The organism is Pseudomonas sp. Ps21-P2 (assembly GCF_039672565.1).
In the GTDB taxonomy this organism is placed as follows: domain Bacteria; phylum Pseudomonadota; class Gammaproteobacteria; order Pseudomonadales; family Pseudomonadaceae; genus Aquipseudomonas.
This window is the reverse complement of record NZ_JBDFPL010000012.1, coordinates 49,467-72,219: the sequence shown is the minus strand read 5'-3', so window position 1 is coordinate 72,219 and position 22,753 is coordinate 49,467. Positions and strand designations below refer to the sequence as shown.

Genomic DNA, 22,753 nt, shown 5'->3' with positions numbered 1-22,753 from the left:
CTGCGGCCGTCGAAGCTTGAAGATCGGCAAGCTCCGCGCCAGACTAACGTAGCGCGCGGCGCGCAAATCCGTACAATGCCGATGTTGTTTAACCTCATTTCAAGTCACCTGTCGAGCGTGCGTTATCGCAGTCGTGTTTTCCCCGGTGGTCATGCTGACCGTCGGACCGATATTCAGGCCGATGTTCGGGAAAGGCACTGCCATTTCGTCAAGGCAGTCGTACACAGTCAATCATCAGATGTTCGCGCTTGCGCGCAGGAATTGAAGCGTTTTGAAGAAATCCACCATAGCACCCACCCCCGTTCCGCTCTGGCGGCAGCACCTGCACTACCGGCTCAAGGAAGGTGCACTGATCGCGTTCGGCGCGCTGTGTCTGTATCTGATCATGGCGCTACTGACCTACGATCAGGGCGATCCAGGCTGGAGCCACACGAGCAGCTCAAGCAATTCTGCCCAGGTTCAGAACGCCGCAGGCTTCGCCGGTGCGTACTCTGCCGACATCCTGTTCATGATCCTCGGCTACTTCGCCTACATCTTCCCGCTGTTGTTGGGGATCAAGGCCTATCAGGTTTTCCGCCATCGCCATGAGCCGTGGCAGTGGAGCGGCTGGCTGTTTTCCTGGCGCATGATCGGTCTGGTGTTTCTGGTACTCGCCGGCGCTTCGCTGGCGCACTTGCACTTTCATTCGGCATCGGGCCTGCCGGGTTCTGCCGGTGGCGTGCTGGGCGAAGTGCTGGGCGATCTGGCCAAGCGCGCGCTGAATGTTCAGGGCAGCACATTGCTGTTCATCGCCTTGTTTTTGTTCGGTCTGACCGTGTTCACCGATCTGTCCTGGTTCAAGGTCATGGACAACACCGGCAAGATCACCCTGGACCTGATCGAATTGTTCACGGGCTCGCTCAACCGCTGGTGGACCGCGCGCAACGAGCGCAAGCAGATGGTGGCTCAGCTGCGTGAAGTCGACATGCGTGTCGACGAAGTAGTTGCTCCGGTTGCCCCGGATCGACGGGAGCAAGCCAAAGCCAAGGAGCGCCTGATCGAGCGCGAACAGGCGTTGACCGAGCACATGGCCGCCCGCGAGAAGCACGTGCCCGCCGTCATTGCGCCGGCACCTCCACGGGCACCGGAGCCGAGCAAGCGCGTACAGAAAGAGAAACAGGCGCCGTTGTTCGTCGACAGCGCCGTAGAAGGCACCTTGCCGCCGATCTCGATCCTCGACCCGGCAGAGAAAAAGCAGCTCAACTATTCGCCTGAATCCCTGGCAGCGGTGGGTCATCTGCTGGAGATCAAGCTCAAGGAATTCGGCGTCGAAGTCACCGTGGACTCGATTCACCCCGGCCCGGTGATTACCCGTTACGAAATCCAGCCGGCTGCCGGCGTGAAAGTCAGCCGTATCTCGAACCTGGCGAAAGACCTGGCGCGCTCCCTGGCAGTGACCAGCGTCCGTGTGGTCGAGGTCATTCCCGGCAAGACCACCGTCGGTATCGAAATCCCCAACGAAGATCGCCAGATCGTGCGTTTCTCCGAGGTCCTCTCGACCCCGGAATACGACGACGCGAAATCACCGGTCACCCTGGCGCTGGGTCACGACATCGGCGGCAAGCCGGTCATTACCGACCTCGCCAAGATGCCGCACCTGCTGGTCGCCGGTACCACCGGTTCCGGTAAGTCGGTGGGCGTGAACGCGATGATCCTGTCGATCCTGTTCAAGTCCGGGCCGGAAGACGCCAAGCTGATCATGATCGACCCGAAAATGCTCGAGCTGTCGATCTACGAAGGCATCCCGCATTTGCTGTGCCCGGTGGTGACCGACATGAAAGACGCCGCCAACGCCTTGCGCTGGTCGGTGGCTGAAATGGAACGCCGCTACAAACTGATGGCCAAGATGGGCGTGCGTAACCTGTCGGGCTTCAACCAGAAGGTGCGCGAAGCGGAAGAGGCTGGCACGCCGCTGTCCGACCCGCTGTACCACCGCGAAAGCATTCACGACGAAGCCCCGCTGCTGACCAAGCTGCCGACCATCGTTGTGGTGGTGGACGAGTTCGCCGACATGATGATGATCGTCGGCAAGAAGGTCGAAGAACTCATCGCCCGTATCGCGCAGAAGGCCCGTGCGGCAGGCATCCACTTGATCCTCGCGACCCAGCGTCCGTCGGTGGACGTGATCACCGGCCTGATCAAGGCGAACATCCCGACGCGCATGGCGTTTCAGGTATCGAGCAAGATCGATTCCCGGACCATCATCGATCAGGGCGGCGCCGAACAACTGCTCGGGCACGGCGACATGCTCTACATGCCGCCGGGCACCAGCCTGCCGATTCGTGTGCACGGCGCGTTTGTGTCGGACGAGGAGGTTCACCGCGTGGTTGAGGCGTGGAAGCTGCGCGGCACGCCGAACTACAACGATGACATCCTGGCCGGCGTCGAAGAGCCGGGCAGCGGCTTCGACGGTGGCGGTGGCGGCGGTGATGGCGAAGACAGCGAAAGCGATGCGCTGTACGACGAAGCCGTGAAGTTCGTGCTGGAAAGCCGTCGTGCGTCGATCTCTGCGGTGCAGCGCAAGCTGAAGATTGGCTACAACCGCGCCGCGCGGATGATCGAAACCATGGAAAACGCGGGCGTCGTGACGCCGATGAACACCAACGGCTCGCGCGAAGTGATTGCGCCAGCCCCTGTGCGTGACTGACACTTCCCGGTCACGCGTTACCGGGCGTCGCCACCGCGGCGGCGCCCGGCTTCAACCACACTCAAAGAGGAATCCCATGCGTCTTATCCGCATGCTGTTGGTATCTGCACTGGCTTTTTCCGCTGTCTCGGCCCACGCCGACAGCAAGGACGTGGCGCGCCTGACCCAACTGCTGGAAAACTCGAAAACCTTGAGCGGGCGTTTCTCCCAGCTCACCCTCGACGGTGGCGGCACCCAGTTGCAGGAAACCGCCGGCGAGATGACGTTGCAGCGCCCGGGCCTGTTCTACTGGCACACCGACCCGCCGCAGGAGCAAACGATGGTCTCCGACGGCAAGAAGGTTTCCCTGTGGGACCCTGACCTGGAGCAGGTCACCATCAAGACCCTCGACCAGCGTCTGACCCAGACCCCCGCGCTGCTGCTGTCCGGCGACGTGTCGAAAATCAGCGAAAGCTTCGACATCACTGCCAAGGAAGCGGGTGGCGTGATCGACTTCGTGCTCAAGCCCAAGTCCAAGGACACGCTGTTCGACAGCCTGCGCCTGTCGTTCCGCAACGGCATGATCAACGACATGCAACTGATCGACAGCGTCGGCCAGCGCACCAATATCCTGTTCACCGGCGTCAAGGCCAACGAGCCTGTCGCGGCGAGCAAATTCCAGTTCCAGATCCCGAAAGGCGCTGACGTCATTCAGGAATAAAAGGGGTTCGCCTGTTTCATGGACCTGTTCAGCACTGAACCGATCGCGCAACCGTTGGCCGCCCGCCTGCGAGCGACCAATCTGGACGAGTACGTCGGCCAGCAGCACCTGCTCGCCCACGGCAAGCCACTGCGTGAAGCGCTGGAGCAGGGCGCGCTGCATTCGATGATTTTCTGGGGACCGCCCGGCGTGGGCAAAACCACGCTGGCGCGGTTGCTGGCGAAAGTCTCCGACGCGCATTTTGAAACGGTGTCGGCGGTGCTGGCGGGGGTCAAAGAGATCCGGCAGGCCGTAGAGATCGCCAAGCAACAGGCGGGTCAGTACGGCCGCCGGACCATTCTGTTCGTCGACGAAGTGCACCGCTTCAACAAGTCGCAGCAGGATGCGTTTCTGCCCTACGTGGAAGACGGCACGCTGATCTTCATCGGCGCCACCACTGAAAACCCGTCATTCGAACTGAATAACGCGCTGCTCTCCCGCGCCCGGGTCTATGTGCTCAAGAGCCTGGACGAAGGGGCGTTGCGTCAGTTGGTCAACCGCGCGCTGACCGAAGAGCGCGGGCTGGGCAATCGGCATCTGACTTTGGGCGACGAGGCGTTCACGACGCTGTTGGCCGCAGCGGATGGCGACGGTCGGCGGATGCTCAATCTGCTGGAGAATGCGTCGGACCTGGCCGAAGACGGCAGCGAAATCGATCCCGAATTGCTGCAAAGCCTGCTCGGTGACAGCCGTCGCCGTTTCGACAAGGGCGGCGAAGCGTTCTACGACCAGATTTCCGCGCTGCACAAATCCATTCGCGGCTCCAACCCCGATGCCGCGTTGTACTGGTTCGCGCGGATGATCGACGGCGGCTGCGATCCGCTGTATCTGGCGCGGCGCGTGGTGCGCATGGCCAGCGAAGACATCGGTAACGCCGATCCGCGCGCCTTGCCGCTGTGCATGTCGGCGTGGGATGTGCAGGAACGCCTCGGCAGTCCGGAAGGCGAACTGGCCGTGGCCCAGGCCATTGTGTATCTGGCCTGTGCGCCGAAGAGCAACGCCGTGTACATGGGGTTCAAAATGGCCATGCGCGAAGCCACCGAGCACGGTTCGCTGGAAGTGCCGCTGCACCTGCGCAACGCGCCGACCAAGCTGATGAAACAGCTCGGCTACGGCGAAGAATACCGCTACGCCCATGATGAACCGGACGCTTACGCGGCGGGTGAAGACTACTTCCCCGACGAACTCGAACCGCGTCAGTATTATCAGCCGGTTCCCCGAGGCCTTGAGCTGAAGATCGGCGAAAAACTCAAACACCTGTCGGCGCTCGACCGCGCCAGTCCTCGCCAACGGAGAAAATAGTGATTCAGTTGATTCTTGCCGTGTCCGCCGGTGGCGTGGCTGGTACATTACTGCGTTTCGCGACGGCTAACGTGGTCGCTGCGAACTGGCCGCGCTATTTCTATACAGCAACGCTCGCCGTGAATCTGGTGGGCTGCCTGCTGATCGGTTTGCTCTACGGGCTGTTTCTGATCCGCCCGGAAGTCCCGATCGAAGTGCGCGCCGGATTGATGGTGGGAGTCCTCGGTGGTTTGACGACGTTTTCGTCTTTTTCACTGGACACGATTCGCCTGCTTGAAAGCGGCCAGGCTCCTCTGGCCATTGGCTACGCCCTCATCAGCGTACTGGGCGGGCTGCTCGCGACATGGGCCGGCCTGTCTTTGACCCGAATTTAATATACGAGAGACCGATATGCTCGACTCCAAACTGCTGCGTACTCAACTTCAGGACGTAGCGGATCGCCTGGCTTCCCGTGGCTACACACTGGACGTGGCCCGCATCGAAGCGCTGGAAGCCCAGCGCAAGACGGTGCAGACCCGCACCGAACAGCTTCAGGCCGAGCGTAACGCCCGTTCCAAATCCATCGGCCAGGCCAAGCAGCGCGGCGAAGACATCGCGCCGCTGATGGCCGACATCGATCGCATGGCTGAAGAGCTGAGCACCGGCAAGAAAGAGCTGGACGCCATCCAGTCCGAGCTCGACGGCATGGCCCTGAGTATGCCGAACCTGCCCCACGAATCGGTGCCGGTGGGCGCTGATGAAGAAGAGAACGTCGAAGTGCGCACATGGGGCACGCCGGCGTCGTTCGATTTCGCGGTTCAGGACCACGTTGCCCTGGGCGAGAAGTTCGGCTGGCTGGATTTCGAAACCGCCGCCAAGCTGTCCGGCGCCCGTTTCGCGTTGTTGCGGGGCCCTATTGCGCGCCTGCACCGTGCGCTGGCGCAATTCATGATCACGCTGCACATCAACGAGCATGGTTACGAAGAGACCTACACGCCGTATCTGGTCCAGGCGCCTGCGTTGCAGGGCACCGGCCAGCTGCCGAAATTCGAAGAAGACCTGTTCAAGATCTCCCGCGAAGGCGAGGCCGATCTGTACCTGATCCCGACCGCCGAAGTGTCGCTGACCAACATCGTCTCCGGGGAAATCATCGACGCCAAGCAGTTGCCGTTGAAATTCGTCGCCCACACCCCTTGCTTCCGCAGCGAAGCCGGCGCGTCGGGCCGTGATACCCGCGGCATGATCCGTCAGCACCAGTTCGACAAGGTTGAGATGGTGCAGATCGTCGAGCCGGAAAAATCCATGGAAGCGCTTGAGAGCCTTACCGGTCATGCCGAACGCGTTCTGCAACTGCTCGAATTGCCGTACCGCGTACTGGCGCTGTGCACCGGCGACATGGGTTTCAGCGCAGTGAAAACCTACGACCTGGAAGTGTGGATTCCGAGTCAGGACAAATACCGTGAAATCTCGTCGTGCTCCAACTGCGGCGATTTCCAGGCGCGTCGCATGCAGGCGCGCTGGCGCAACCCGGAAACCGGCAAGCCGGAACTGGTTCACACGCTGAACGGTTCGGGTCTCGCGGTGGGTCGTACGCTGGTGGCGGTGCTGGAAAACTACCAGCAGGCCGACGGCTCGATCCGCGTGCCGGACGTCCTCAAGCCCTGGATGGGCGGCATCGAGGTGATCGGCTAAATGGAATTTCTGCCGCTGTTCCATAACCTTCGGGGCGCTCGGGTGCTGGTGGTGGGCGGCGGCGAGATTGCCTTGCGCAAGTCTCGCCTGCTGGCTGATTCCGGGGCGGTGCTGCGCGTGGTTGCCCCCGAGATCGGAGCGGAGGTGCGCGAGCTGATCGAGCGCAGCGGCGGCGAAGAGATTCTGCGCGGCTACACCGAGTCGGACCTCAATGGTTGCGTGCTCATCATTGCCGCCACCGACGATGAGCCACTCAATGCGCAAGTGTCAGCCGATGCCCGCCAGCGCGGTGTGCCGGTTAACGTGGTGGATGCGCCTGCGCTGTGCAGCGTGATCTTCCCGGCCATCGTCGATCGGTCGCCGCTGGTGATTGCGGTGTCCAGCGGTGGCGATGCGCCGGTGCTGGCACGGCTGATCCGCGCCAAGCTCGAAACCTGGATTCCACCGACTTACGGGCATCTGGCCGGTCTGGCCGCGCGCTTTCGCCATCAGGTGAAAGGGCTGTTTCCCAACGTTCAGCAGCGTCGGGCGTTCTGGGAGGATGTATTTCAGGGACCCATTGCTGACCGGCAACTGGCCGGGCAGGGCGCCGAGGCAGAGCGGCTGTTGCAGGCAAAGATTGACGGCGATGCGCCGGCCACGACCGGCGAGGTGTACCTCGTGGGCGCCGGGCCGGGCGATCCTGATCTGCTGACCTTCCGCGCGCTGCGTTTGATGCAGCAGGCGGATGTGGTGCTGTACGACCGCCTGGTAGCACCGGCGATTCTGGATCTGTGCCGCCGCGACGCTGACCGCGTCTACGTAGGCAAGCAGCGCGCCGATCACGCCTTGCCCCAGGATCAGATCAACCAGCAACTGGTGGATCTGGCCAAGCAGGGCAAACGCGTGGTGCGACTGAAGGGCGGTGATCCGTTCATCTTCGGCCGTGGCGGTGAAGAGATCGAAGAACTGGCGGCCCACGGCATTCCCTTCCAGGTCGTACCTGGCATCACGGCGGCCAGTGGTTGCGCGGCCTATGCCGGCATTCCGCTGACCCACCGCGATCACGCGCAGTCCGTGCGTTTCGTGACCGGTCATCTGAAGAACGGCTCTACCGATCTGCCATGGAAAGACCTGGTCTCACCATCCCAGACCTTGGTGCTCTACATGGGCCTGATCGGGCTGCCGGTCATTTGCGAACAGCTGATCAAGCACGGCCGATCGGCCGAAACCCCTGCGGCGCTGATTCAGCAGGGCACCACAGTCAACCAGCGCGTCTTCACCGGCACGCTGGCCAATCTGCCGCAACTGGTGGCGGAGCATGAGGTTCATGCGCCGACCCTGGTGATTGTGGGCGAAGTGGTGAAGTTGCGGGAAAAACTGGCGTGGTTCGAAGGGGCGCAGGCTAGCGTCTGATCACGACATGCGCCTGCCTGGCTTCGCGAGAGCTACACAATTCTTGTGGGAGTGAGCTTGCTCACGAAGACTGCCTTCCAGCCGCTGAAAATTTTGCGGATGCACTGGCCTATTCGCGAGCAAGCTCGCTCCCACAATGATCATGCACCGAGTGACGGGTTTCAGGTCTTTAACTGAAACCCATCAGTCGTTGTGCAAGATCCCTTTTCCGCTCAAACGCCCGCGATCATGCTCGCCGCTAAAGTCCTGCTGCGGGCCTTTTGGCACGATGCCGGTCGGGTTGATGGTGGCGTGGCTTGCGTAGTAGTGATGCTTGATGTGCACGAAATCCACTGTCTCGGCCACGCCCGGCAGCTGGTACATCTCGCGCACCCAGTTGCTCAGGTTCGGGTAGTCGGCAATGCGCCGCAGGTTGCACTTGAAGTGCCCGTGATACACCGCGTCAAAGCGAATCAGCGTGGTGAACAGGCGCACGTCCGCTTCGGTCAGGTATTCACCCGCCAGGTAGCGTTTCTCGCTGAGCAGGCTTTCCAGCGCATCAAGCTCGGCGAACACTTCGTCGAAGGCCTCTTCGTACGCACCTTGTGACGTGGCGAAACCGGCGCGGTAGACACCGTTGTTCACGGCCGGGTAGATACGGTCGTTCAGCCGGTCGATCTCGTCGCGCAGCGGCTCCGGATACAGATCCAGGTGATTGCCGGTCAGGTCGTCGAACGCCGAATTGAACATCCGGATGATTTCCGATGATTCATTGCTGACGATGCGATTCAGTTGTTTGTCCCACAGCACCGGCACGGTCACCCGACCGGTGTAATCGGTGGTGTCGGCGAGGTAGCGCTGGTACATGAACGTATGGCCATCCAGCGCGTCGCCTTTAGACCCTTTCTGCTTGTCGAACGTCCAGCCGTTCTCGCGCATCAGCCAACTGACCACGGAGACGTCGATCAGACTTTCCAGGCCCTTGAGCTTGCGCACGATCAACGTGCGATGGGCCCACGGGCAAGCCAGGGAAACGTACAAATGGTAGCGACCGGCTTCCGCCTTGAAGCCGCCTTCACCGGACGGGCCGGGCCGACCATCGCTGGTAACCCAGTTCCGGCGCTTGGCTTGCTCGCGCTGAAAAGCGCCGTCTTTGCTGCTTTCGTACCACTGGTCTTGCCAGCGTCCTTCAACGAGAAGGCCCATGTCTGACTCCAAAGTGAGCTGTACCGAAGTACGTTGGAGATCAGTCTAAAGGCAATCGTTCGAACGAATAACGCAAAGACTGGGGGGTAGCTATCGGCTAAATCGATCTGTTTCGGTTCGCCCAATACTGCTCGGCCTGCGCGAAGGCTTCAGTTCGCGGCATCCCGAGGCCCCGCAGTGCCAGCGCCATGGTGGCGATCAGCGCCAGTTGCGGGTAACTGTCCTCGATGTCGCCTTTCCAGATCGCGAGCAGATGCTGCGGATCGAGGGTGGCCGGCTTCACGTGGCGACGGTCCGACAACGCCGGCCATTCCTCGTCCCACGGCTGACCGTCAGTCGTGCCATACAAGTGGCTGATGGTGTCGGGATTGATCTCGACTTCACCGCCGTCGCCCTTGATCACGATGGCGTGGTCGCCGAGTAGGCTGCTGGCGTCGCGGTGTACGCCCTGATAACCCGGATGGAAAATACTCTGCAGCCCGCAGCGGGCACCCAGCGGATTGAGGATGCGCGCCAGGGAATGGATCGGCGAGCGCAGCCCTAGCGTGTTGCGCAGATCGATCATGCGCTGCAGCTGCGGCGCCCAGTCGCCGAGGGGGAAGAACGCAATGTTCTGCTGCTCCAGCGCTTCACCCACCGCCTGCCAGTTGCGGCACAGCGGAATGCCCAACAGCTCCAGCAACTGCTCGCTGTACAGGCGGCCGGCGGTGTGGGCGCCGCCGCCGTGCATCAATACGCGCACGCCGTTCTGTGCCAGGCACTTGGCGGCCAGCAGATACCACGGCAGATGACGCTTTTTGCCGGCATACGTGGGCCAGTCGATATCGACCTTCAGTTCCGGCGCATGCAGCCGCTCGCGCACCGCTTCGGTGAAACCCGCGAGCTCATCCGGGCTTTCTTCCTTGTGTCGAAGCAACATCAGGAACGCGCCGAGTTGGGTGTCTTCGACTTTTTCATCGAGCACCATGCCCATGGCTTCCCGCGCTTCGGCGCGGGTCATGTTGCGCGCACCACGCTTGCCCTTGCCGAGAATGCGCACGAAGGGCGCGAACGGATGCTCGGCAGGGGTTTCGATGACGAGGGGAGTGAAGTCGGTCATAGGCAATTGGTCGGCTTGGGCAGGCCCGCCAGCTTGGCGGCAAGTTTGGCGGGAGTGCCGTTGAACAGACGATTCAAGTGCAAGCTGTTGCCCTTGTCGGCGCCCAGTTTCAGCGCGGTGTACTTGACCAGCGGCCGCGTGGCCGGGGACAGCTGAAACTCCGCGTAGAACGCACGCAGCAGTTCGAGAATTTCCCAGTGATCGGGAGTAAGGGCGATGTCTTCTTCAAGGGCCAGGGCTTCGGCGACTTCATTGGACCAGTCGTGGAGGTCCTCAAGATAGCCATCTTTGTCCAGCGCGATGCTGTGCCCGTCGACGATGAGCTGTTTCATAGCCACGTATTGACCTTGTCGTATTGCACCGAGAGCGCGACGAAGCCGGCATAGTCGACGCCTTGGGCCCAGTCAGGCAGCGCGATGTTTCGAGCGGTGGCGTCTTCATCGAGCACGAACAGTTTCAGGCTGCCCGTTTTCGCGCTCAGTGTCTGGGCGGTAGCGGTGTCTGCGCGCAACGCATAGGTTGCGTCGCCGCACAAAAGGATCGCGTCTTGACTGCCGAGCACGCGCAGGCAACTGCTCAGGCGCGAGTCGGTAAAAGGGGAGTGAGAGAGTACGTGCAGGGTAGCCATCAGATTGTGATCACCTGGTCGTAACGGTCAATGAGCCCAGCGATTTGCGGGTCATCCAGTACCTGAAGGGGTTCGACGCTCAAGCCGGTTGGCTGCATCCCACGCTGATTCAGGCTGGTGCCGCAGGCGAACAGGTCTTCCACACCGAACATCGACAACGCTTGCAGGTTGGCGGTCAGGTCTTTCTGCTGCACCTGACTGGGGTTCTGCGCCGTCGCCAGCTGAAACACGCCGTCGTCCATGAACAGCAGGGCGACCGGCAGATCGAACGCGCCGCCGGCCAGGGCAATGTCCAGTGCCTCGCGGGCATCCGGACCAGACCATGGCCCTTGACGGCTGATGATCAGTAATGACTTCGCCACGTCACGGCCCTCCGAAACAAATCAAACGGTCGGCCGCCTGGACCGCGTCGTGCAACTGACCCAGCCCCGACAATTCCCACGGTGCAGCAAGGTTCGCCGCAGGTCGCGAATAGCGTTCCGCTTCTTCGGCATTCAATACGCCCCGGCGCAGGGCCGCTGCGATGCAGACCACGCCATCAAGCTGGTGGGTGGTGACGAAATCACGCCATTGCGCGGCAGTGTCCGACTCGTCCTGAGGCGACACGACATTGCCGGACGCGCTGTGTACGCCGTCCTGATAAAAGAACAGGCGGACGATTTCATGGCCCTGGGCCAATGCGGCTTTGGCGAACAGCAGCGCACGCCGCGAGGAGGGCGCGTGGGCGGGCGAATGCAGGGCGATGGCGAACTTCATGGGCGGCTCGGTGGGGCGCTGGCAGGGAACATGGGCGCAATGATAAAGAATTCATGAACGCCGGACAGCAAAAAGCCCGCCGAAGCGGGCTTTTTGTTGAAGCGGGCAAACTGATCAGTCTTTGCTGCCCATGATGCCGAAGATCTGCAACAGGCTGATGAACAGGTTGTAGATCGATACATACAGGCTGATGGTCGCCATGATGTAGTTGCGCTCACCGCCGTGGATGATCGCGCTGGTCTGGAACAGAATGCAGACCGACGAGAACAGCACGAAGCCGGCGCTGATCGCCAGTTGCAGGCCGCTGATCTGGAAGAACATGCTAGCCACCACGGCCCCGAGCAACACGAAGAAGCCTGCGGTGATGAAGCCGCCGAGGAAACTCATATCCTTGCGGGTGATCAGCACATAGGCCGACAGACCACCGAAGACCAGTGCTGTCATCGCGAACGCGGAAGCAACGACTTCAGCGCCGCCCTGCATGCCGATGTAACGGTTGAGGATCGGGCCGAGGATGAAACCCATGAAGCCCGTCAGCGCGAACGCCGAGACCAGACCCCATGCCGAATCGCGCAATTTGTTGGTGAGGAAGAACAGACCGTAGAAGCCGATCAGCACGACGAAGACGTTCGGGTAACGCACGTTCATCTGTTGTGCAACGAACGCCATGACGCCACTGAAGGCGAGGGTGAGGGCCAGAAGGCCGTAAGTGTTGCGCAGGACGCGGCTAACCTCTAGCTGCTCGACCTGCACGCGGTTGTTGACTGCGTAATCCTGTTCGCGCATGGCGCTACTCCTGATGGTGAAAACGAAGGGTTTGAAACCTCAAGTTGCAAAGATCATAACAGAGGCGAGGCAGCGCGCTAGCCGGAGAGTTTGACAGCTTGTTTCATTACGGTATTATGGCGCCCGCAAAGCGACGGAGGGGTGAAAAACTTCCGACGCCAGATGCTTCGGGGAATTGGCAGAGTGGTTGAATGCACCGGTCTTGAAAACCGGCGAACGTTAATAGCGTTTCTAGGGTTCGAATCCCTAGTTCCCCGCCAAACACAGTAAAAAGCCCTGCTCATGCAGGGCTTTTTCGTTTTCGGGGTCTGGTTTTTGCTCGGCTGCTTTTGATCGTAATCTATCGGATCATCCAGCCCGCGCTGCCCAAAGTTAGCAGATGCTAATCATGTGGCTGATAGCAGCCCGTCATTTACTGTATGCTAACCCGAAGCGATGATTGGACATGGACATTAACAAGCTTAGAGCTGACGCCCTGAAAGCCCTGATGGCCGGGGCCTCCCAGAAAGATTTCGCCAATCGGCACGGCCTTGATGCGTCGTATCTGTCCCAGATTCTTAACGGGCACAGAAATCTCGGCGAGAAAGCTGCTGCGAATTTGGAAGAGAAGATTGGCCTTCCTTCGGGAAGCCTGGTCAGCCCTGCTGCGTCCGAGACTTCCGCGACAGCAGTGAAGGCCGGGCTTTCGGCACTGGAACAGCTCAAGCAGTCCCTCGCCAAGGTGAAAGGCTTTTCAAATGAGGCGCGGGACCGGATTGTGGCGGCGGCTGCCGACCCGGATGACCAGAGCACAGACGTGCTTCCGGCCAATTACGCCGCGCTTCGTCCTACCCAGGAAGAGATTGTCATTCGCCAGTACGACATACGTGCAGCGATGGGTCACGGACAGGTGCCGCCTGATTACAATGAGGTAGTGCGCAACTTGGTTGTCAGAGAGGAGATTCTTCGCGAGAAAGGTGTGACCTACACCTCGAAGACAGCTCTGGCCATGATCAGTGGCTGGGGTCAGAGCATGGAAGGAACCATCAACGATAAAGACTTGGTGATCGTCGACAAAGGCGTGCAGGACTTCATCGGTGAGGGCATCTACGTACTGACCTGGCATCAAGAGCTGTACATCAAGCGCGTGATGCGACTGGACGAAGAGAATTACAGGCTTATTTCAGACAATCAGCATTATGAGAACCAGACGGCAAGGGTCGACGATGTGACGATCCATGCGAAGGTTTTATTGATCTGGAACGCAAGGAAAGCCTAGTTGCGCTGGCCGATGTGGCCGACTAATGGCCGGCACATGGGGTTTCTTGAAGGTACATACGCCCGCCAATCAAGCGGGCTTTTTTGTGCCCTTAGAAAGGCGCGGCTTCCTCCAATACTTCGAATTCGTCCCGCATCTGAACGCGGGGATCGTCATCTGACGGCGCCTCCCACTTCAGCGTGACCGAACGGTCTTCATCGTTGAAAACCATCTCTATCCCATCCACCTCCGCGATCGCCCTCATCACCTCGTCCCACTCCTTTTCGCCGTCAGTCTCCAGCTTATGGATCGTCACCCACATCTGATCCTGAGCGATGGGGTGGTTGATCATGCTCGCGACCCTTAGGTTCAGGCGCTCAAGGCCGGACATGGGCTCGCGCTCTTGAGGCTTGTTCTTCTCTGGCAGGGACATCAGTTTCTCCTTGATTACTGTATATGCGTACAGCTTTCGCAAGCATAACGGCAGTCAGCTGTTTGCAAAACCCCTGTCAGAAATATCGATCTGCTTCGAGCGACCAGCACCCATTCCAAGCGCGGAAATAATTTAGCTTTAGCTATTGACGCTAGATTTAGCGTTTGCTAATTTACGTCCATCGCAGCGACTTACCGCTGCGGTACATGACTGGTGAAGCCGCCAGATAGCCAGGGACCAGCGAAATGGTCTCCCAGCCCCGACAAGGGACCGACTGGATCAAAGCTCTTTAGCAGGACGGAATCACCGATTTCGCTGGCTGGCCTTGGCAACAGGGCCAGACGGGAAATCAACGAAGAAAGAGAGGGCAGTCAGGCGGGTGCACTAACACCCACAGGGATCGCCAGATCGCAGGTTGTACCTGCAAACCAGCCGAGGCCCTTACTCTCCGCGCGAGCGGGGCGGAGCCTGGCAGAATCCAAAAGGCTTCGCAGAATGTTGAAAGATTGCAGATGTGGAAAGTGCAAAAGACTTCTTGCCCGTATCGGTGAGATGACGGAGCTCCAGATCAAGTGTGCCCGGTGCGGGACGTTGAATCATGTGAGGGCCACGTGCCCCGAGCTATCGCCTATGAGCGACATGAATGCGGAATTCTCCGCTAAAAATCATTCGACTCAAGGTAATCAAAATGTCCAATAGCAGCTCAGTAATCGCCCAGCTCAAAAACATTCCTCTGGTAGGAATCAACCTGGGCTCGGTCGCCAATGCTGGTCAAATCCTTCCAGGTTCGGCCGGCACTCATTATCAATGGCCCACTCGGGACACCATCACTCACTGGGTGAAGAACCTCGGTGTGCGCCTTATCCGTTTTCCGTTCGAACTGCAGCGCGCCATTGAGCTGTCGACAATTGACGGTCTGCCAGGTCAAGGCGCGAACTTGAAGCAGGAGTTCGTGGACAAGTGGAAGGAAATGCTGAAGGCGATCAGCGATGACTCTAACGGTGAAGCCAGGATCATCCCCGATCCGCATCACTACATGCGCCTGCATCGCTACCAGACCGATGCGAATGGCCAACTGACCGGTCAGCTTTACCCAAGTAAAGAGGCGGGCAATCAAGACGGCTGGAAAATTACGGAGCAGGTTCTGATCCAGGAGGGTAACTCCGCCGGTGGTGGTTCCTGGAGTGCGGTCCACTTGGCGAACTTCCACCAGAAGTTGGTTGTTGCGTGCGACGACCCTATGGTTCTTGGTTGGGGTTTGGGCAACGAGCCCTATCCAAACCCCAACGCCGGCGCAAAGGACTACATTACGTCGGGCGACTTGGAAACCCTTTACATCAACACGATGAATACCGTGCTGAAGGCCCTGCGCAATAGCTCCAAAAAGCCAGTCTTCATCTGCGGCCTGCAATTCGCGAGTGCCAAGGACTGGGCGGGTGTCTCGGCGAATCTACAGTCGAAGATTGTGGATCCGGCGAATTCTATCGTGTGGGAAGCGCACGCCTATGCTGACGTCGATGGCGGATCGAGCGGTGCCTACAACGGCGACAACACCCAAATTTCGCCAACGGCGCTACGCGACCAAATCGTGGGTCCGTTTCTGACTTACGCCAAAGCCAACAAGATGGCAGCATTCATCGGCGAGACTGGCATTCCACCAACGGACGCTGGCCGTACCGCGCTGAAGAATCTTCTCGACAAAGCCAAGGCTGAGAAAATCCCCGTCACCCTATGGGTCGCGGGTCCGGGCACTGACGGCGAGAAGATGAGCCTTGAAGCGAGTAACCAAGCGGCAACGGTTACGATGGTGAAGCCATACTTCGCTGAGCGCATCACTCAGTGGGGTTATGCACAAGCGTAGGTCTGGCTAGCAGAGCCTGAGCCTCCCATTCCGGGAGGCTCTCCTTCCCATTCTTCCAGTGACCGCGTGTGTGAACACCCGATCCGGAACGCTATATAACAGCATATGCGCTGCTCCGACGGAGCAGCCTGAACGACATGCACTTATTCAGAGCCTCGGCATTCACCGAGGCTTTTTCGTATTTAGCCCTGCCACGCCTATCGCTCTAAGCCAGGCGTGCTGCGGGGCTGCCCCATTCCCCGAGCCCGAGAGGGCGGACTGTCGGAGGTCGACGAAGATGTCGGAAAAAACACCTGACTTCTGGGCCCACGTCTGGCTGATCATCACGACGCCGCTCTGGCAAGGAGCGATCATGGCCGCAACCATTTCTCTATTGCGCGTGGTCTATGAAGGCAAAGAAGCCAACAAATGGCGCGTTGTGCTTGAGGCGCTGATCTGTGGTGCATTGAGCCTGTCAGCCAGCAGCGTCATCGAATGGATGGCCTGGCCGTCGAGCCTGTCCGTTGCCGCCGGCGGCACCATCGGGTTCATCGGCGTGACGGCGATCCGCGAGCTGATCATCCGGTTCCTCGGACGCAAGGCGGATTCGTTATGAGCCTCGAACCAATTGCCGCAGTAGCCAAAGCTGGCTCCACCTTGCGAGCCGTCGCGGTCGCCATAGTCATTGTCATCGTGATGGGCCTGGTGATTGCCATCCAGCAGATCCGCGTGGTCACGTTGCAAGGGGCCATCAGTGTCGAGGCCAAAGCCAAACAGGAAGCCGTCGACGCCAATAAGGAAAGCCAGGCCACGATCACGACGCTGCGCGCTGAAGCACAGCGTAACGCCGACTACACCGCCGACCTGAACAAGCGCATCAGGGCCAGTGAAGACAAAGCCAAGAAGGCGAGGAAGGAGTTCGATGACCTCAAGCGCACCAGTAAACCTGTTCGTGATTGGGCTGCTCAGCCTTTGCCTGACGGCCTGCGCGGCAAAGCCGCCAGTGGTAACAAAGACCACAGTCATAAGGCTGCAAGCCCCTGAGCTGATTCCGTGCGAGCGGGTCAATGCGGAGGATACCGATCTGCGTGACAACGGCGACGTATGGGAGCTGAAGGATCAGGCCATCAAGCTGCTCGACACATGCGCCGACCAAGTCGATGCGCAGATCGTTCGAAGCAAGAATAAGTAAGCCCGTTTATTGGAGGTGCGTCGAGTCTGGACGCACCCATGAGCGGATTTTTTGCCTGGAGGATAGTCATGACCGTGACTGATAAAGATCGCGATGTGCTCGCTCGCACGCTGTACGGCGAAGCTCGTGGGGAAGGGCTTGCCGGAATGGTTGCCGTGGCCTGGACGATCCGCAACCGCGTGAATGATGGACAAGAAAAATCATGGTGGGGCGAGGGCTATGCCGGGGTATGCCAGAAACCCTATCAGTTCAGTTGCTGGAACAGGGGCGACCCGAACTATCCGTTCCTGAGCGGCGCGCGACAGATCCCGTTCCGCGAGTTGGCGCAGTGCCAAATCGCTGCTGACCAAGTGATCGACGGGAAGGTGCCAGACCCCACCGGTGGGGCAACTCATTACTACGCGACCACTCTGTCGAAGGCTCCGGAGTGGGCTGCCAGGGCTAAGCGGACTCTGAAACTCGGGGACCACGTATTTTTCAAAGACGTTCCGTGATCTACGGCACGAGCCCGCCGGGCTTTCGCAGCACCTGCGATACAACCACGCTCGAAAAAAGTTCCTCAAGTAAAAAGCCTAATTGTCGACACTTTGATTAAGGTCTGAGCACAGTTCGACCCTGGGCGAGCCTGACTTTCAAACGCGCACTCACGCGCCACCTTAAGCTCAATTATCAGCCAGGGAAGGGCTTTGCCGGGATTTAGATAATGCTAAGTAAGCTAAGCATATCTCAAAAGCTGTATTTCAGTTTCTTCGTTATCGTATTGCTAATCGGGATGTTGGTAGGAAGCGCGTACAAGGGGTTTGAAGAGGTTGAAACCGCAACCAGGAGCAATGTGCATAGCTATCAAGTGCTTAGCGGAACACAGGTCGCACTGGAACAGTTGATTAATATTGAAACTGGCATGCGCGGATTCGTCATTTCGTCAAAAGACTCATTTCTAGAACCCACGATGATGGGCGAAAAGCAGTTCGCCGAGGTGCTCAACCTGCTCAAAAGTTTGACCGCCGATAACCCGCAACAGCAACAAAGACTTGCCCAGCTTGGCGAAATTCAGAAACGGTGGATTGACGAAGACGTGCACCCGATCATCGCTATGCGCAGAGATTTGACTCAGCGCAGTGCCCCCGATGACCCTTTAGACCAGCGTATTACCTCAGGGGCTGACAAGGCCAAAATGGACAGCATGCGGGCTGTATTGGGAGACATCACCGCTGATGAGAACAAATTGCTGGATATCCGAAACCAGGCAATGGCGGACGCCAAGCATGATGCATTGTTGATTCTGATCTGGGGAGGCATCGCAGCAACGGTTCTATCCGTCATCTTGGCTACCACGTTGGGCCGTAGTACCTCCGCACGCCTGCAACTCGCTATCGACGCAGCCACTGCAATCGCCAACGGTAAGCTGGATACCGTTATTGACACCAGTAGCCATGATGAGCTGCCCAAAGCCTTCTTGCGTATGCAGACTCGGCTAAGAGAGATGATCCAGCAAATCAGCCTCGCTGCCAGTCAGCTAGTTATCGCTGTGCAACAAATTTCGGGGTATCCGAGCAACTTTCCGGCGCTATTCAAGAGCAATCAACGTCCGCGTCAATGATGGCTGCAACTGTCGAAGAATTGACCGTCAGCATTCACCATGTCTCCGAAAATGCGGATGAAGCTCACACGTTGGCTACCCGCTCAGGCCAGCAATCGAAGGATGGTGCACAAGTTATAGAAAGCACCCTGTCCAGCATGATGGGCATCGCAAAAACAGTGCAGCTTTCCTCTACACAGGTCGCAGGCTTGGGCCAGCATTCCGAGCAGATTTCCTCAATTATCAGTGTGATCCAAGGTATCGCTGATCAGACCAATTTACTCGCCCTTAACGCCGCCATTGAGGCGGCGCGGGCGGGTGAACAGGGGCGTGGATTTGCAGTAGTGGCCGACGAGGTGCGCTTGTTAGCGCAGAACACAGGCAAATCGACCAAGGAAATCGCAACCATGATCGGAAAGATTCAATCTGGCGTCCGCGAAACCGTAGAAAGCATGCGCAGCGGGGTCCAGGAAGTGAATGACGGCGTGGAAATGGCGGGTAGTGCCGGCACGGCAATAGGCGAGATACGCGACAGCTCGAACAAGGTACTCGAAGTTGTAGACCAGATTTCCCTGGCTTTGCGGGAGCAGACGGCGGCTAGTCAGGATGTAGCTCGGAATGTGGAGCGCACTGCGCAGATGGCTGAACAAAATAATATGTCCATTCAGGACCTGCTGAAGACGAGCGGCGGGTTGAAAAATCTTGCCACCAGCCTGCAAGTGGAAGTCAGCAAGTTTCAGATGTAGCGAAGGCGATCTCCAGCCGTAACCGTTTAACACTGCCAAGGCTAACTTGGATTTCTTGACCCTGAGCGAGCAAATCAGAGAACTTCTGTAAATCAGAGGTTTTTCTGTTTAAACAGAGAATAGCGCAGACCTTTGTCAAATTGGGCTGCGCTTCTCGGCACTCCGCAGGGAATGTCTGATTTATTTGCCCAGCTTTTTACGTACGTCTACCACCATTGGACCGACTGCCTTTACTGCGGCTTTGAGTTGTTCTTCGGTCACCCCGAACTCGTTAGTCCAGTACTGCAGCTCCCAGGCTTCAGAGGTATTCACTCTGGCTCTGTCCTGTGGTCCGCGATTACCTAAATTGTCAGCCATTTTCTACGCCCTTATGAGATAGCCTGGCTATTCCAGGCCAACGAAGCATAGGCCATCCTGAGCGTCTGACATGGGCGCAAGACATCTACCGGAGCGGCATCTGTGAGCGGTAGAAACCAGTGGTGTTGAAAGCCGGCGAGGGTTGAGACCGTTTCCGGGGTTCAAATCTCCAGGTCCGCCAAACACAGTAAAAAGCCCCGCATCTGCGGGGCTTTTCAGTTTTCGGGGTCTGGTTGGAAATGGGCTCTGAAGTCCGGGCGTCAGGGCCGCGGTGGGCTAAAGCCGGAACTTGCCGACCATGTCGTTGAGCCGGACCGCCAGCTTCGACAGCTCGTTGCTTGCTTCCAGTGTCTGTCTCGCGCCCTCGGTGCTCTGCATTGCCAGATCCCGAATGCTCACCAGGTTTCTGTCCACATCGCGGGCAACATGGGCTTGCTCCTCCGACGCCGTCGCAATCTGCATATTTCGTTCATTGATTTCCAGGACCGCATCGGTGATCAGGCGCAGGGACGAGCCGGCGTCTTTCGCAGAGGTCAGCGTGCTGTAAACCTCCTGCCTGCTTTTGTCCATGGACTCCACGGCAGCGGCAGACCCTGACTGGACCTTGGTGATCATCTGCTCGATTTCCTGCGTGGACAGTTGGGTCCGGTGCGCCAGTGCCCGAACCTCGTCTGCCACCACAGCGAATCCTCGTCCCTGTTCCCCGGCGCGCGCCGCCTCAATCGCTGCGTTCAACGCGAGCAGGTTTGTCTGCTCGGCAATGGCCCTGATGACGCTCAGCACTTTTGTAATATCGTCCGCCTGACTGGCCAGGGCCTTGACCTGAACCACTGAGTTGTCCACGAGGTCGGCGAGGCTCGTCATGGCCGTCACCGTGTTGACGACCCTGCGGTTGCCCTCTTCGGCGGATGTGCTGGATGACTTCGCGGCCTCGGACGTTGAGTTCGCATTTCTCGCCACTTCCTCCACTGCCGCACTCATTTCGGTGACCGCAGTGGCCGCCTGTTCGATCTCGCTGTTCTGTCTTTGAAGTGTCCGGTCTGCGCTTTCGGTGATCGATGTCATTTCGACGGAGGCGGTGCTCAGTTGGTCGGCTGCTCCCGATATCTCGGTGATCGTGGTCTTTAAATTGCCGGCCATGACATTGAGCGCAATCATCAAACTGGATACCTCATCTCGCCCCGTCACGGGGAGGACACCGGAGAGGTCGCCCGTCGCGATTTGCTCCGCGAAGGTCAATGAGCTGGCAACCGGCTTTACGATGCTTCGGGTCAGGGCATACGCCAGGCCTATGGTGAGCACCGATGCAACCAGAACAACCGAGATAAGAACCATGATGCTGTGGCTGTAAACCTCTGCAGCGCGATGCCCGGCGTTAACTGCGTTCTGTGAATTAAGGTCACGCAGCTTTGTGAGCTCTGCCTGATACTGCGTCGCGGTCTGCGCCTGTTCGTTGTTGGCATAGTCCAGCGCGCTTTGATGGTCGGTTTTATTCAGCGAAATAATGTTTTTGACGCCAGCTATGTATTTCTCCATCAGGCCGTTCGCGGTCTGAAACTGCTTGTTATCCTCTTCGTCAGTAACCAGGTGTGCTCGGTAGTAACCCGTCTTGTCTTCGAGCATGGCAATGTCCTGAAAAATACTATCGGTGACCTTGCGTTGTGCGTCTGAGCCCGCCACCGCCAGCGATCGTATGCTTTCCAGCCGGGTATGCAGCAGGGCGATCTGGATATCGTCAATTACCTGAATGCTGGGCACCACGTCGGTTTCCAGCTTTTGTTCAGTGGTACGCATTTCATCAATTTGAACGTAGGCGAACAGGCCAAGGCCTAGCAGAATGAGCGTAATCAGACCAAAGCAGAGCAGCGCTCTGGTCGAAATCTTAAAGTTTTGTAGTTGCATGTGGGTCTCTCCGGAGCTCCAAAGGAATGCTGAGGTCCGTTCCAGCTATCAGCGTGTCTGCCGGATTTTCAATTACTTAAGGTACGTCCAGCGGAAAGGCAGGCCTATAGCTATCATGGTCGCGTGTTTGCTCAGTGCTAAATAATCAATTAACTAATTCTTCATTTAACACTGCCAATGGGTTTGCAAACGCGGCGAGCGTGAGGCGATTATTGCTTCTCGGGATCGCCCCGAAGTACCTGCCAACTATTAAGGAACACTATGCCGTTTAAAGACCTTTGCCTGGCATTGCTGGTCATCATTGCGTGGGGTTTGAATTTCATCGTGATCAAATACGGCCTGGATGGCCTGCCGCCGATGTTGCTGGGCGCGCTGCGGTTCACGCTGGTCGCGATTCCCGCGGTGTTTTTCATTCGCCGTCCGCAGTTGCCCTGGTTCTGGCTGCTCGCGTATGGAGCGACCATTTCCTTCGGTCAGTTCGCCTTTCTGTTCGAGAGCATGGCCCGTGGCATGCCACCGGGGCTGGCCTCCTTGCTGCTGCAGGCGCAGGCATTCTTCACGCTGCTGTTTGCGGCGATATTCATCGGTGAGAAATTACGCGTGTATAGCGTGGCGGGCTTACTCATTGCTGCTGGCGGACTGACCCTTATCGGCATGGGCACGGGGGCTGCGACCCCGCTTCTGGCGGTGTTGCTGGTGTTGTGCGCGGCCTCGATGTGGGCGCTGGGCAACATCATCACGCGCCGGTTTGGGAACGTCGATCTCGTCGCCCTGGTGGTCTGGGGTGCGATCGTTCCGCCGCTGCCGTTTCTCGCCATGTCGCTGTGGCTGGAGGGGCCAGCGCTCATTGAGCATTCGTTGCTTAATCTGGGATGGAGTTCAGTGCTGTCGCTCGCTTACCTGGCCTTCGTCGCCACGCTGTTCGGCTACATCAGCTGGAGCAAGCTGCTGTCGCGCTATCCAGCGGGCAAGGTCGCGCCATTTTCTCTGCTGGTGCCGGTGGTCGGCCTCAGTTCCTCAGCGTTGGTGCTGGGCGAGCGACTCAGCGTGCTGCAATGCGCGGGGGGTGTGCTTGTGATGTTGGGTCTGACGGTAAATCTGCTTGGGCCCAAGCTGTTCAGCCGTGGGCGACAAGCGACCGCTTGATGCGCGGGGATCAGGGTTTCGCGATTCAAACCCGATTCAGGCAAGTGCGAGATCGGAAGAGCGTCGGTAGGGAA

Annotated in this window: 24 protein-coding genes, 1 tRNA gene and 1 pseudogene; 16 read left to right on the top strand and 10 right to left on the bottom strand. The window is 58.8% G+C overall.

The window, feature by feature from the left end; translation table 11 throughout:
- Nucleotides 1-271: 271 nt before the first annotated feature.
- The 6 genes from ABEH28_RS25090 (at nt 272) to cysG (ending at nt 7,793) form a co-directional block, all read left to right on the top strand.
- On the top strand, nt 272-2,686 hold the full coding sequence (locus tag ABEH28_RS25090; protein WP_282370040.1) for a DNA translocase FtsK: 2,415 nt from the start codon (nt 272-274) through the stop codon (nt 2,684-2,686).
- A gap of 76 nt (nt 2,687-2,762) precedes the next feature.
- Complete coding sequence (gene lolA / locus ABEH28_RS25085) at nt 2,763-3,386, top strand: outer membrane lipoprotein chaperone LolA (RefSeq protein WP_282370037.1); 624 nt, start codon at nt 2,763-2,765, stop codon at nt 3,384-3,386.
- Between the two features lie 18 nt (nt 3,387-3,404).
- Nucleotides 3,405-4,727, top strand: coding sequence for a replication-associated recombination protein A (locus ABEH28_RS25080; protein WP_192174829.1), 1,323 nt, complete (start codon nt 3,405-3,407; stop codon nt 4,725-4,727).
- A complete protein-coding gene (gene crcB, locus ABEH28_RS25075; protein WP_282370032.1) occupies nt 4,727-5,101 on the top strand; it encodes a fluoride efflux transporter CrcB in 375 nt (124 codons plus the stop codon). Before ABEH28_RS25080 ends, crcB begins: the two co-directional genes overlap by 1 nt.
- A 16-nt stretch (nt 5,102-5,117) precedes the next feature.
- Nucleotides 5,118-6,398 (top strand): serine--tRNA ligase, encoded by a 1,281-nt coding sequence (gene serS, locus ABEH28_RS25070; RefSeq protein ID WP_346631380.1) that lies wholly within the window; start codon nt 5,118-5,120, stop codon nt 6,396-6,398.
- Complete coding sequence (cysG, locus tag ABEH28_RS25065) at nt 6,399-7,793, top strand: siroheme synthase CysG (protein ID WP_346628123.1); 1,395 nt, start codon at nt 6,399-6,401, stop codon at nt 7,791-7,793.
- A 183-nt stretch (nt 7,794-7,976) separates the two neighbouring features.
- On the opposite strand, the gene ABEH28_RS25060 is transcribed toward cysG, so the two are convergent.
- The 7 genes from ABEH28_RS25060 to ABEH28_RS25030 form a co-directional block, all read right to left on the bottom strand.
- Nucleotides 7,977-8,978 carry a glutathione S-transferase family protein gene (locus ABEH28_RS25060; RefSeq protein WP_346631379.1) on the bottom strand — a complete coding sequence of 334 codons (1,002 nt, stop codon included), beginning with the start codon at nt 8,976-8,978 and terminating at the stop codon, nt 7,977-7,979.
- A gap of 97 nt (nt 8,979-9,075) precedes the next feature.
- Nucleotides 9,076-10,077, bottom strand: coding sequence for a glycosyl transferase family protein (locus ABEH28_RS25055; protein WP_346631378.1), 1,002 nt, complete (start codon nt 10,075-10,077; stop codon nt 9,076-9,078).
- On the bottom strand, nt 10,074-10,409 hold the full coding sequence (locus tag ABEH28_RS25050; protein WP_192174860.1) for a TusE/DsrC/DsvC family sulfur relay protein: 336 nt from the start codon (nt 10,407-10,409) through the stop codon (nt 10,074-10,076). Before ABEH28_RS25050 ends, ABEH28_RS25055 begins: the two co-directional genes overlap by 4 nt.
- Complete coding sequence (gene tusB, locus ABEH28_RS25045; protein ID WP_346628127.1) at nt 10,406-10,705, bottom strand: sulfurtransferase complex subunit TusB; 300 nt, start codon at nt 10,703-10,705, stop codon at nt 10,406-10,408. Before tusB ends, ABEH28_RS25050 begins: the two co-directional genes overlap by 4 nt.
- On the bottom strand, nt 10,705-11,067 hold the full coding sequence (gene tusC / locus ABEH28_RS25040) for a sulfurtransferase complex subunit TusC (RefSeq protein WP_282370016.1): 363 nt from the start codon (nt 11,065-11,067) through the stop codon (nt 10,705-10,707). The genes tusB and tusC overlap by 1 nt, the downstream gene beginning before the upstream one ends.
- A gap of 1 nt (nt 11,068) precedes the next feature.
- Nucleotides 11,069-11,461 (bottom strand): sulfurtransferase complex subunit TusD, encoded by a 393-nt coding sequence (gene tusD, locus ABEH28_RS25035; RefSeq protein ID WP_272635008.1) that lies wholly within the window; start codon nt 11,459-11,461, stop codon nt 11,069-11,071.
- Nucleotides 11,462-11,575: 114 nt separating this feature from the next.
- The gene (locus ABEH28_RS25030) at nt 11,576-12,247 is read right to left on the bottom strand and encodes a Bax inhibitor-1/YccA family protein (RefSeq protein WP_133777231.1); all 672 of its coding nucleotides are present in this window, start codon (nt 12,245-12,247) and stop codon (nt 11,576-11,578) included.
- 169 nt (nt 12,248-12,416) lie between these two features.
- On the opposite strand from ABEH28_RS25030, the gene ABEH28_RS25025 reads away from it, so the two are divergent.
- Both ABEH28_RS25025 and ABEH28_RS25020 read left to right on the top strand, forming a co-directional pair.
- Nucleotides 12,417-12,507 (top strand) — tRNA-Ser (locus ABEH28_RS25025).
- Between the two features lie 185 nt (nt 12,508-12,692).
- Nucleotides 12,693-13,505: an XRE family transcriptional regulator gene (locus tag ABEH28_RS25020; RefSeq protein WP_346631377.1), complete on the top strand. Its 813-nt coding sequence runs from the start codon at nt 12,693-12,695 to the stop codon at nt 13,503-13,505.
- 91 nt (nt 13,506-13,596) lie between these two features.
- On the opposite strand, the gene ABEH28_RS25015 is transcribed toward ABEH28_RS25020, so the two are convergent.
- Entirely contained in the window at nt 13,597-13,917 is a 321-nt protein-coding gene (locus ABEH28_RS25015; RefSeq protein WP_346631376.1) for a DUF1654 domain-containing protein, read from the bottom strand.
- A gap of 495 nt (nt 13,918-14,412) precedes the next feature.
- On the opposite strand from ABEH28_RS25015, the gene ABEH28_RS25010 reads away from it, so the two are divergent.
- The 7 genes and pseudogenes from ABEH28_RS25010 (at nt 14,413) to ABEH28_RS24980 (ending at nt 19,274) form a co-directional block, all read left to right on the top strand.
- Nucleotides 14,413-14,616 (top strand): Com family DNA-binding transcriptional regulator, encoded by a 204-nt coding sequence (locus ABEH28_RS25010; RefSeq protein WP_346628131.1) that lies wholly within the window; start codon nt 14,413-14,415, stop codon nt 14,614-14,616.
- A complete protein-coding gene (locus ABEH28_RS25005; protein ID WP_346631375.1) occupies nt 14,606-15,778 on the top strand; it encodes a cellulase family glycosylhydrolase in 1,173 nt (390 codons plus the stop codon). Before ABEH28_RS25010 ends, ABEH28_RS25005 begins: the two co-directional genes overlap by 11 nt.
- A 277-nt stretch (nt 15,779-16,055) precedes the next feature.
- Nucleotides 16,056-16,373, top strand: coding sequence for a phage holin, lambda family (locus tag ABEH28_RS25000; RefSeq protein WP_192174817.1), 318 nt, complete (start codon nt 16,056-16,058; stop codon nt 16,371-16,373).
- 41 nt (nt 16,374-16,414) lie between these two features.
- Nucleotides 16,415-16,801 carry a hypothetical protein gene (locus ABEH28_RS24995; RefSeq protein ID WP_346631396.1) on the top strand — a complete coding sequence of 129 codons (387 nt, stop codon included), beginning with the start codon at nt 16,415-16,417 and terminating at the stop codon, nt 16,799-16,801.
- Nucleotides 16,710-16,949 (top strand): Rz1-like lysis system protein LysC, encoded by a 240-nt coding sequence (gene lysC, locus ABEH28_RS24990; RefSeq protein WP_346631374.1) that lies wholly within the window; start codon nt 16,710-16,712, stop codon nt 16,947-16,949. The genes ABEH28_RS24995 and lysC overlap by 92 nt, the downstream gene beginning before the upstream one ends.
- Before the next feature lie 68 nt (nt 16,950-17,017).
- Complete coding sequence (locus tag ABEH28_RS24985) at nt 17,018-17,443, top strand: cell wall hydrolase (RefSeq protein WP_346631373.1); 426 nt, start codon at nt 17,018-17,020, stop codon at nt 17,441-17,443.
- A 209-nt stretch (nt 17,444-17,652) separates the two neighbouring features.
- Nucleotides 17,653-19,274, top strand: a pseudogene (locus tag ABEH28_RS24980) (methyl-accepting chemotaxis protein).
- A 180-nt stretch (nt 19,275-19,454) separates the two neighbouring features.
- Here ABEH28_RS24980 and ABEH28_RS24975 read toward each other — a convergent pair.
- Together ABEH28_RS24975 and ABEH28_RS24970 are read right to left on the bottom strand one after the other, a co-directional pair.
- Entirely contained in the window at nt 19,455-19,631 is a 177-nt protein-coding gene (locus tag ABEH28_RS24975) for a DUF3606 domain-containing protein (RefSeq protein ID WP_282369999.1), read from the bottom strand.
- 276 nt (nt 19,632-19,907) lie between these two features.
- Complete coding sequence (locus tag ABEH28_RS24970; RefSeq protein ID WP_282369997.1) at nt 19,908-21,533, bottom strand: methyl-accepting chemotaxis protein; 1,626 nt, start codon at nt 21,531-21,533, stop codon at nt 19,908-19,910.
- A gap of 261 nt (nt 21,534-21,794) precedes the next feature.
- Between ABEH28_RS24970 and ABEH28_RS24965 the strand changes: the two genes are divergently transcribed.
- The gene (locus ABEH28_RS24965) at nt 21,795-22,679 is read left to right on the top strand and encodes an EamA family transporter (protein WP_346631372.1); all 885 of its coding nucleotides are present in this window, start codon (nt 21,795-21,797) and stop codon (nt 22,677-22,679) included.
- Nucleotides 22,680-22,753: the final 74 nt, after the last annotated feature.

Excerpts from the sequence above, each read along its gene's own strand:
- cysG (WP_346628123.1), top strand. The coding sequence starts at position 6,399 with ATGGAATTTCTGCCGCTGTTCCATAACCTTCGGGGCGCTCGGGTGCTG.
- ABEH28_RS25000 (WP_192174817.1), top strand. The coding sequence starts at position 16,056 with ATGTCGGAAAAAACACCTGACTTCTGGGCCCACGTCTGGCTGATCATC.
- ABEH28_RS25050 (WP_192174860.1), bottom strand. The coding sequence starts at position 10,409 with ATGAAACAGCTCATCGTCGACGGGCACAGCATCGCGCTGGACAAAGAT.
- ABEH28_RS25060 (WP_346631379.1), bottom strand. The coding sequence starts at position 8,978 with ATGGGCCTTCTCGTTGAAGGACGCTGGCAAGACCAGTGGTACGAAAGC.
- ABEH28_RS25055 (WP_346631378.1), bottom strand. The coding sequence starts at position 10,077 with ATGACCGACTTCACTCCCCTCGTCATCGAAACCCCTGCCGAGCATCCG.
- ABEH28_RS24985 (WP_346631373.1), top strand. The coding sequence starts at position 17,018 with ATGACCGTGACTGATAAAGATCGCGATGTGCTCGCTCGCACGCTGTAC.
- tusB (WP_346628127.1), bottom strand. The coding sequence starts at position 10,705 with ATGGCTACCCTGCACGTACTCTCTCACTCCCCTTTTACCGACTCGCGC.
- ABEH28_RS24970 (WP_282369997.1), bottom strand. The coding sequence starts at position 21,533 with ATGCAACTACAAAACTTTAAGATTTCGACCAGAGCGCTGCTCTGCTTT.
- ABEH28_RS25020 (WP_346631377.1), top strand. The coding sequence starts at position 12,693 with ATGGACATTAACAAGCTTAGAGCTGACGCCCTGAAAGCCCTGATGGCC.
- ABEH28_RS25080 (WP_192174829.1), top strand. The coding sequence starts at position 3,405 with ATGGACCTGTTCAGCACTGAACCGATCGCGCAACCGTTGGCCGCCCGC.
- lolA (WP_282370037.1), top strand. The coding sequence starts at position 2,763 with ATGCGTCTTATCCGCATGCTGTTGGTATCTGCACTGGCTTTTTCCGCT.
- serS (WP_346631380.1), top strand. The coding sequence starts at position 5,118 with ATGCTCGACTCCAAACTGCTGCGTACTCAACTTCAGGACGTAGCGGAT.
- tusD (WP_272635008.1), bottom strand. The coding sequence starts at position 11,461 with ATGAAGTTCGCCATCGCCCTGCATTCGCCCGCCCACGCGCCCTCCTCG.
- ABEH28_RS25005 (WP_346631375.1), top strand. The coding sequence starts at position 14,606 with ATGTCCAATAGCAGCTCAGTAATCGCCCAGCTCAAAAACATTCCTCTG.
- ABEH28_RS25010 (WP_346628131.1), top strand. The coding sequence starts at position 14,413 with ATGTTGAAAGATTGCAGATGTGGAAAGTGCAAAAGACTTCTTGCCCGT.
- ABEH28_RS25015 (WP_346631376.1), bottom strand. The coding sequence starts at position 13,917 with ATGTCCCTGCCAGAGAAGAACAAGCCTCAAGAGCGCGAGCCCATGTCC.
- ABEH28_RS24965 (WP_346631372.1), top strand. The coding sequence starts at position 21,795 with ATGCCGTTTAAAGACCTTTGCCTGGCATTGCTGGTCATCATTGCGTGG.
- ABEH28_RS25030 (WP_133777231.1), bottom strand. The coding sequence starts at position 12,247 with ATGCGCGAACAGGATTACGCAGTCAACAACCGCGTGCAGGTCGAGCAG.
- ABEH28_RS24975 (WP_282369999.1), bottom strand. The coding sequence starts at position 19,631 with ATGGCTGACAATTTAGGTAATCGCGGACCACAGGACAGAGCCAGAGTG.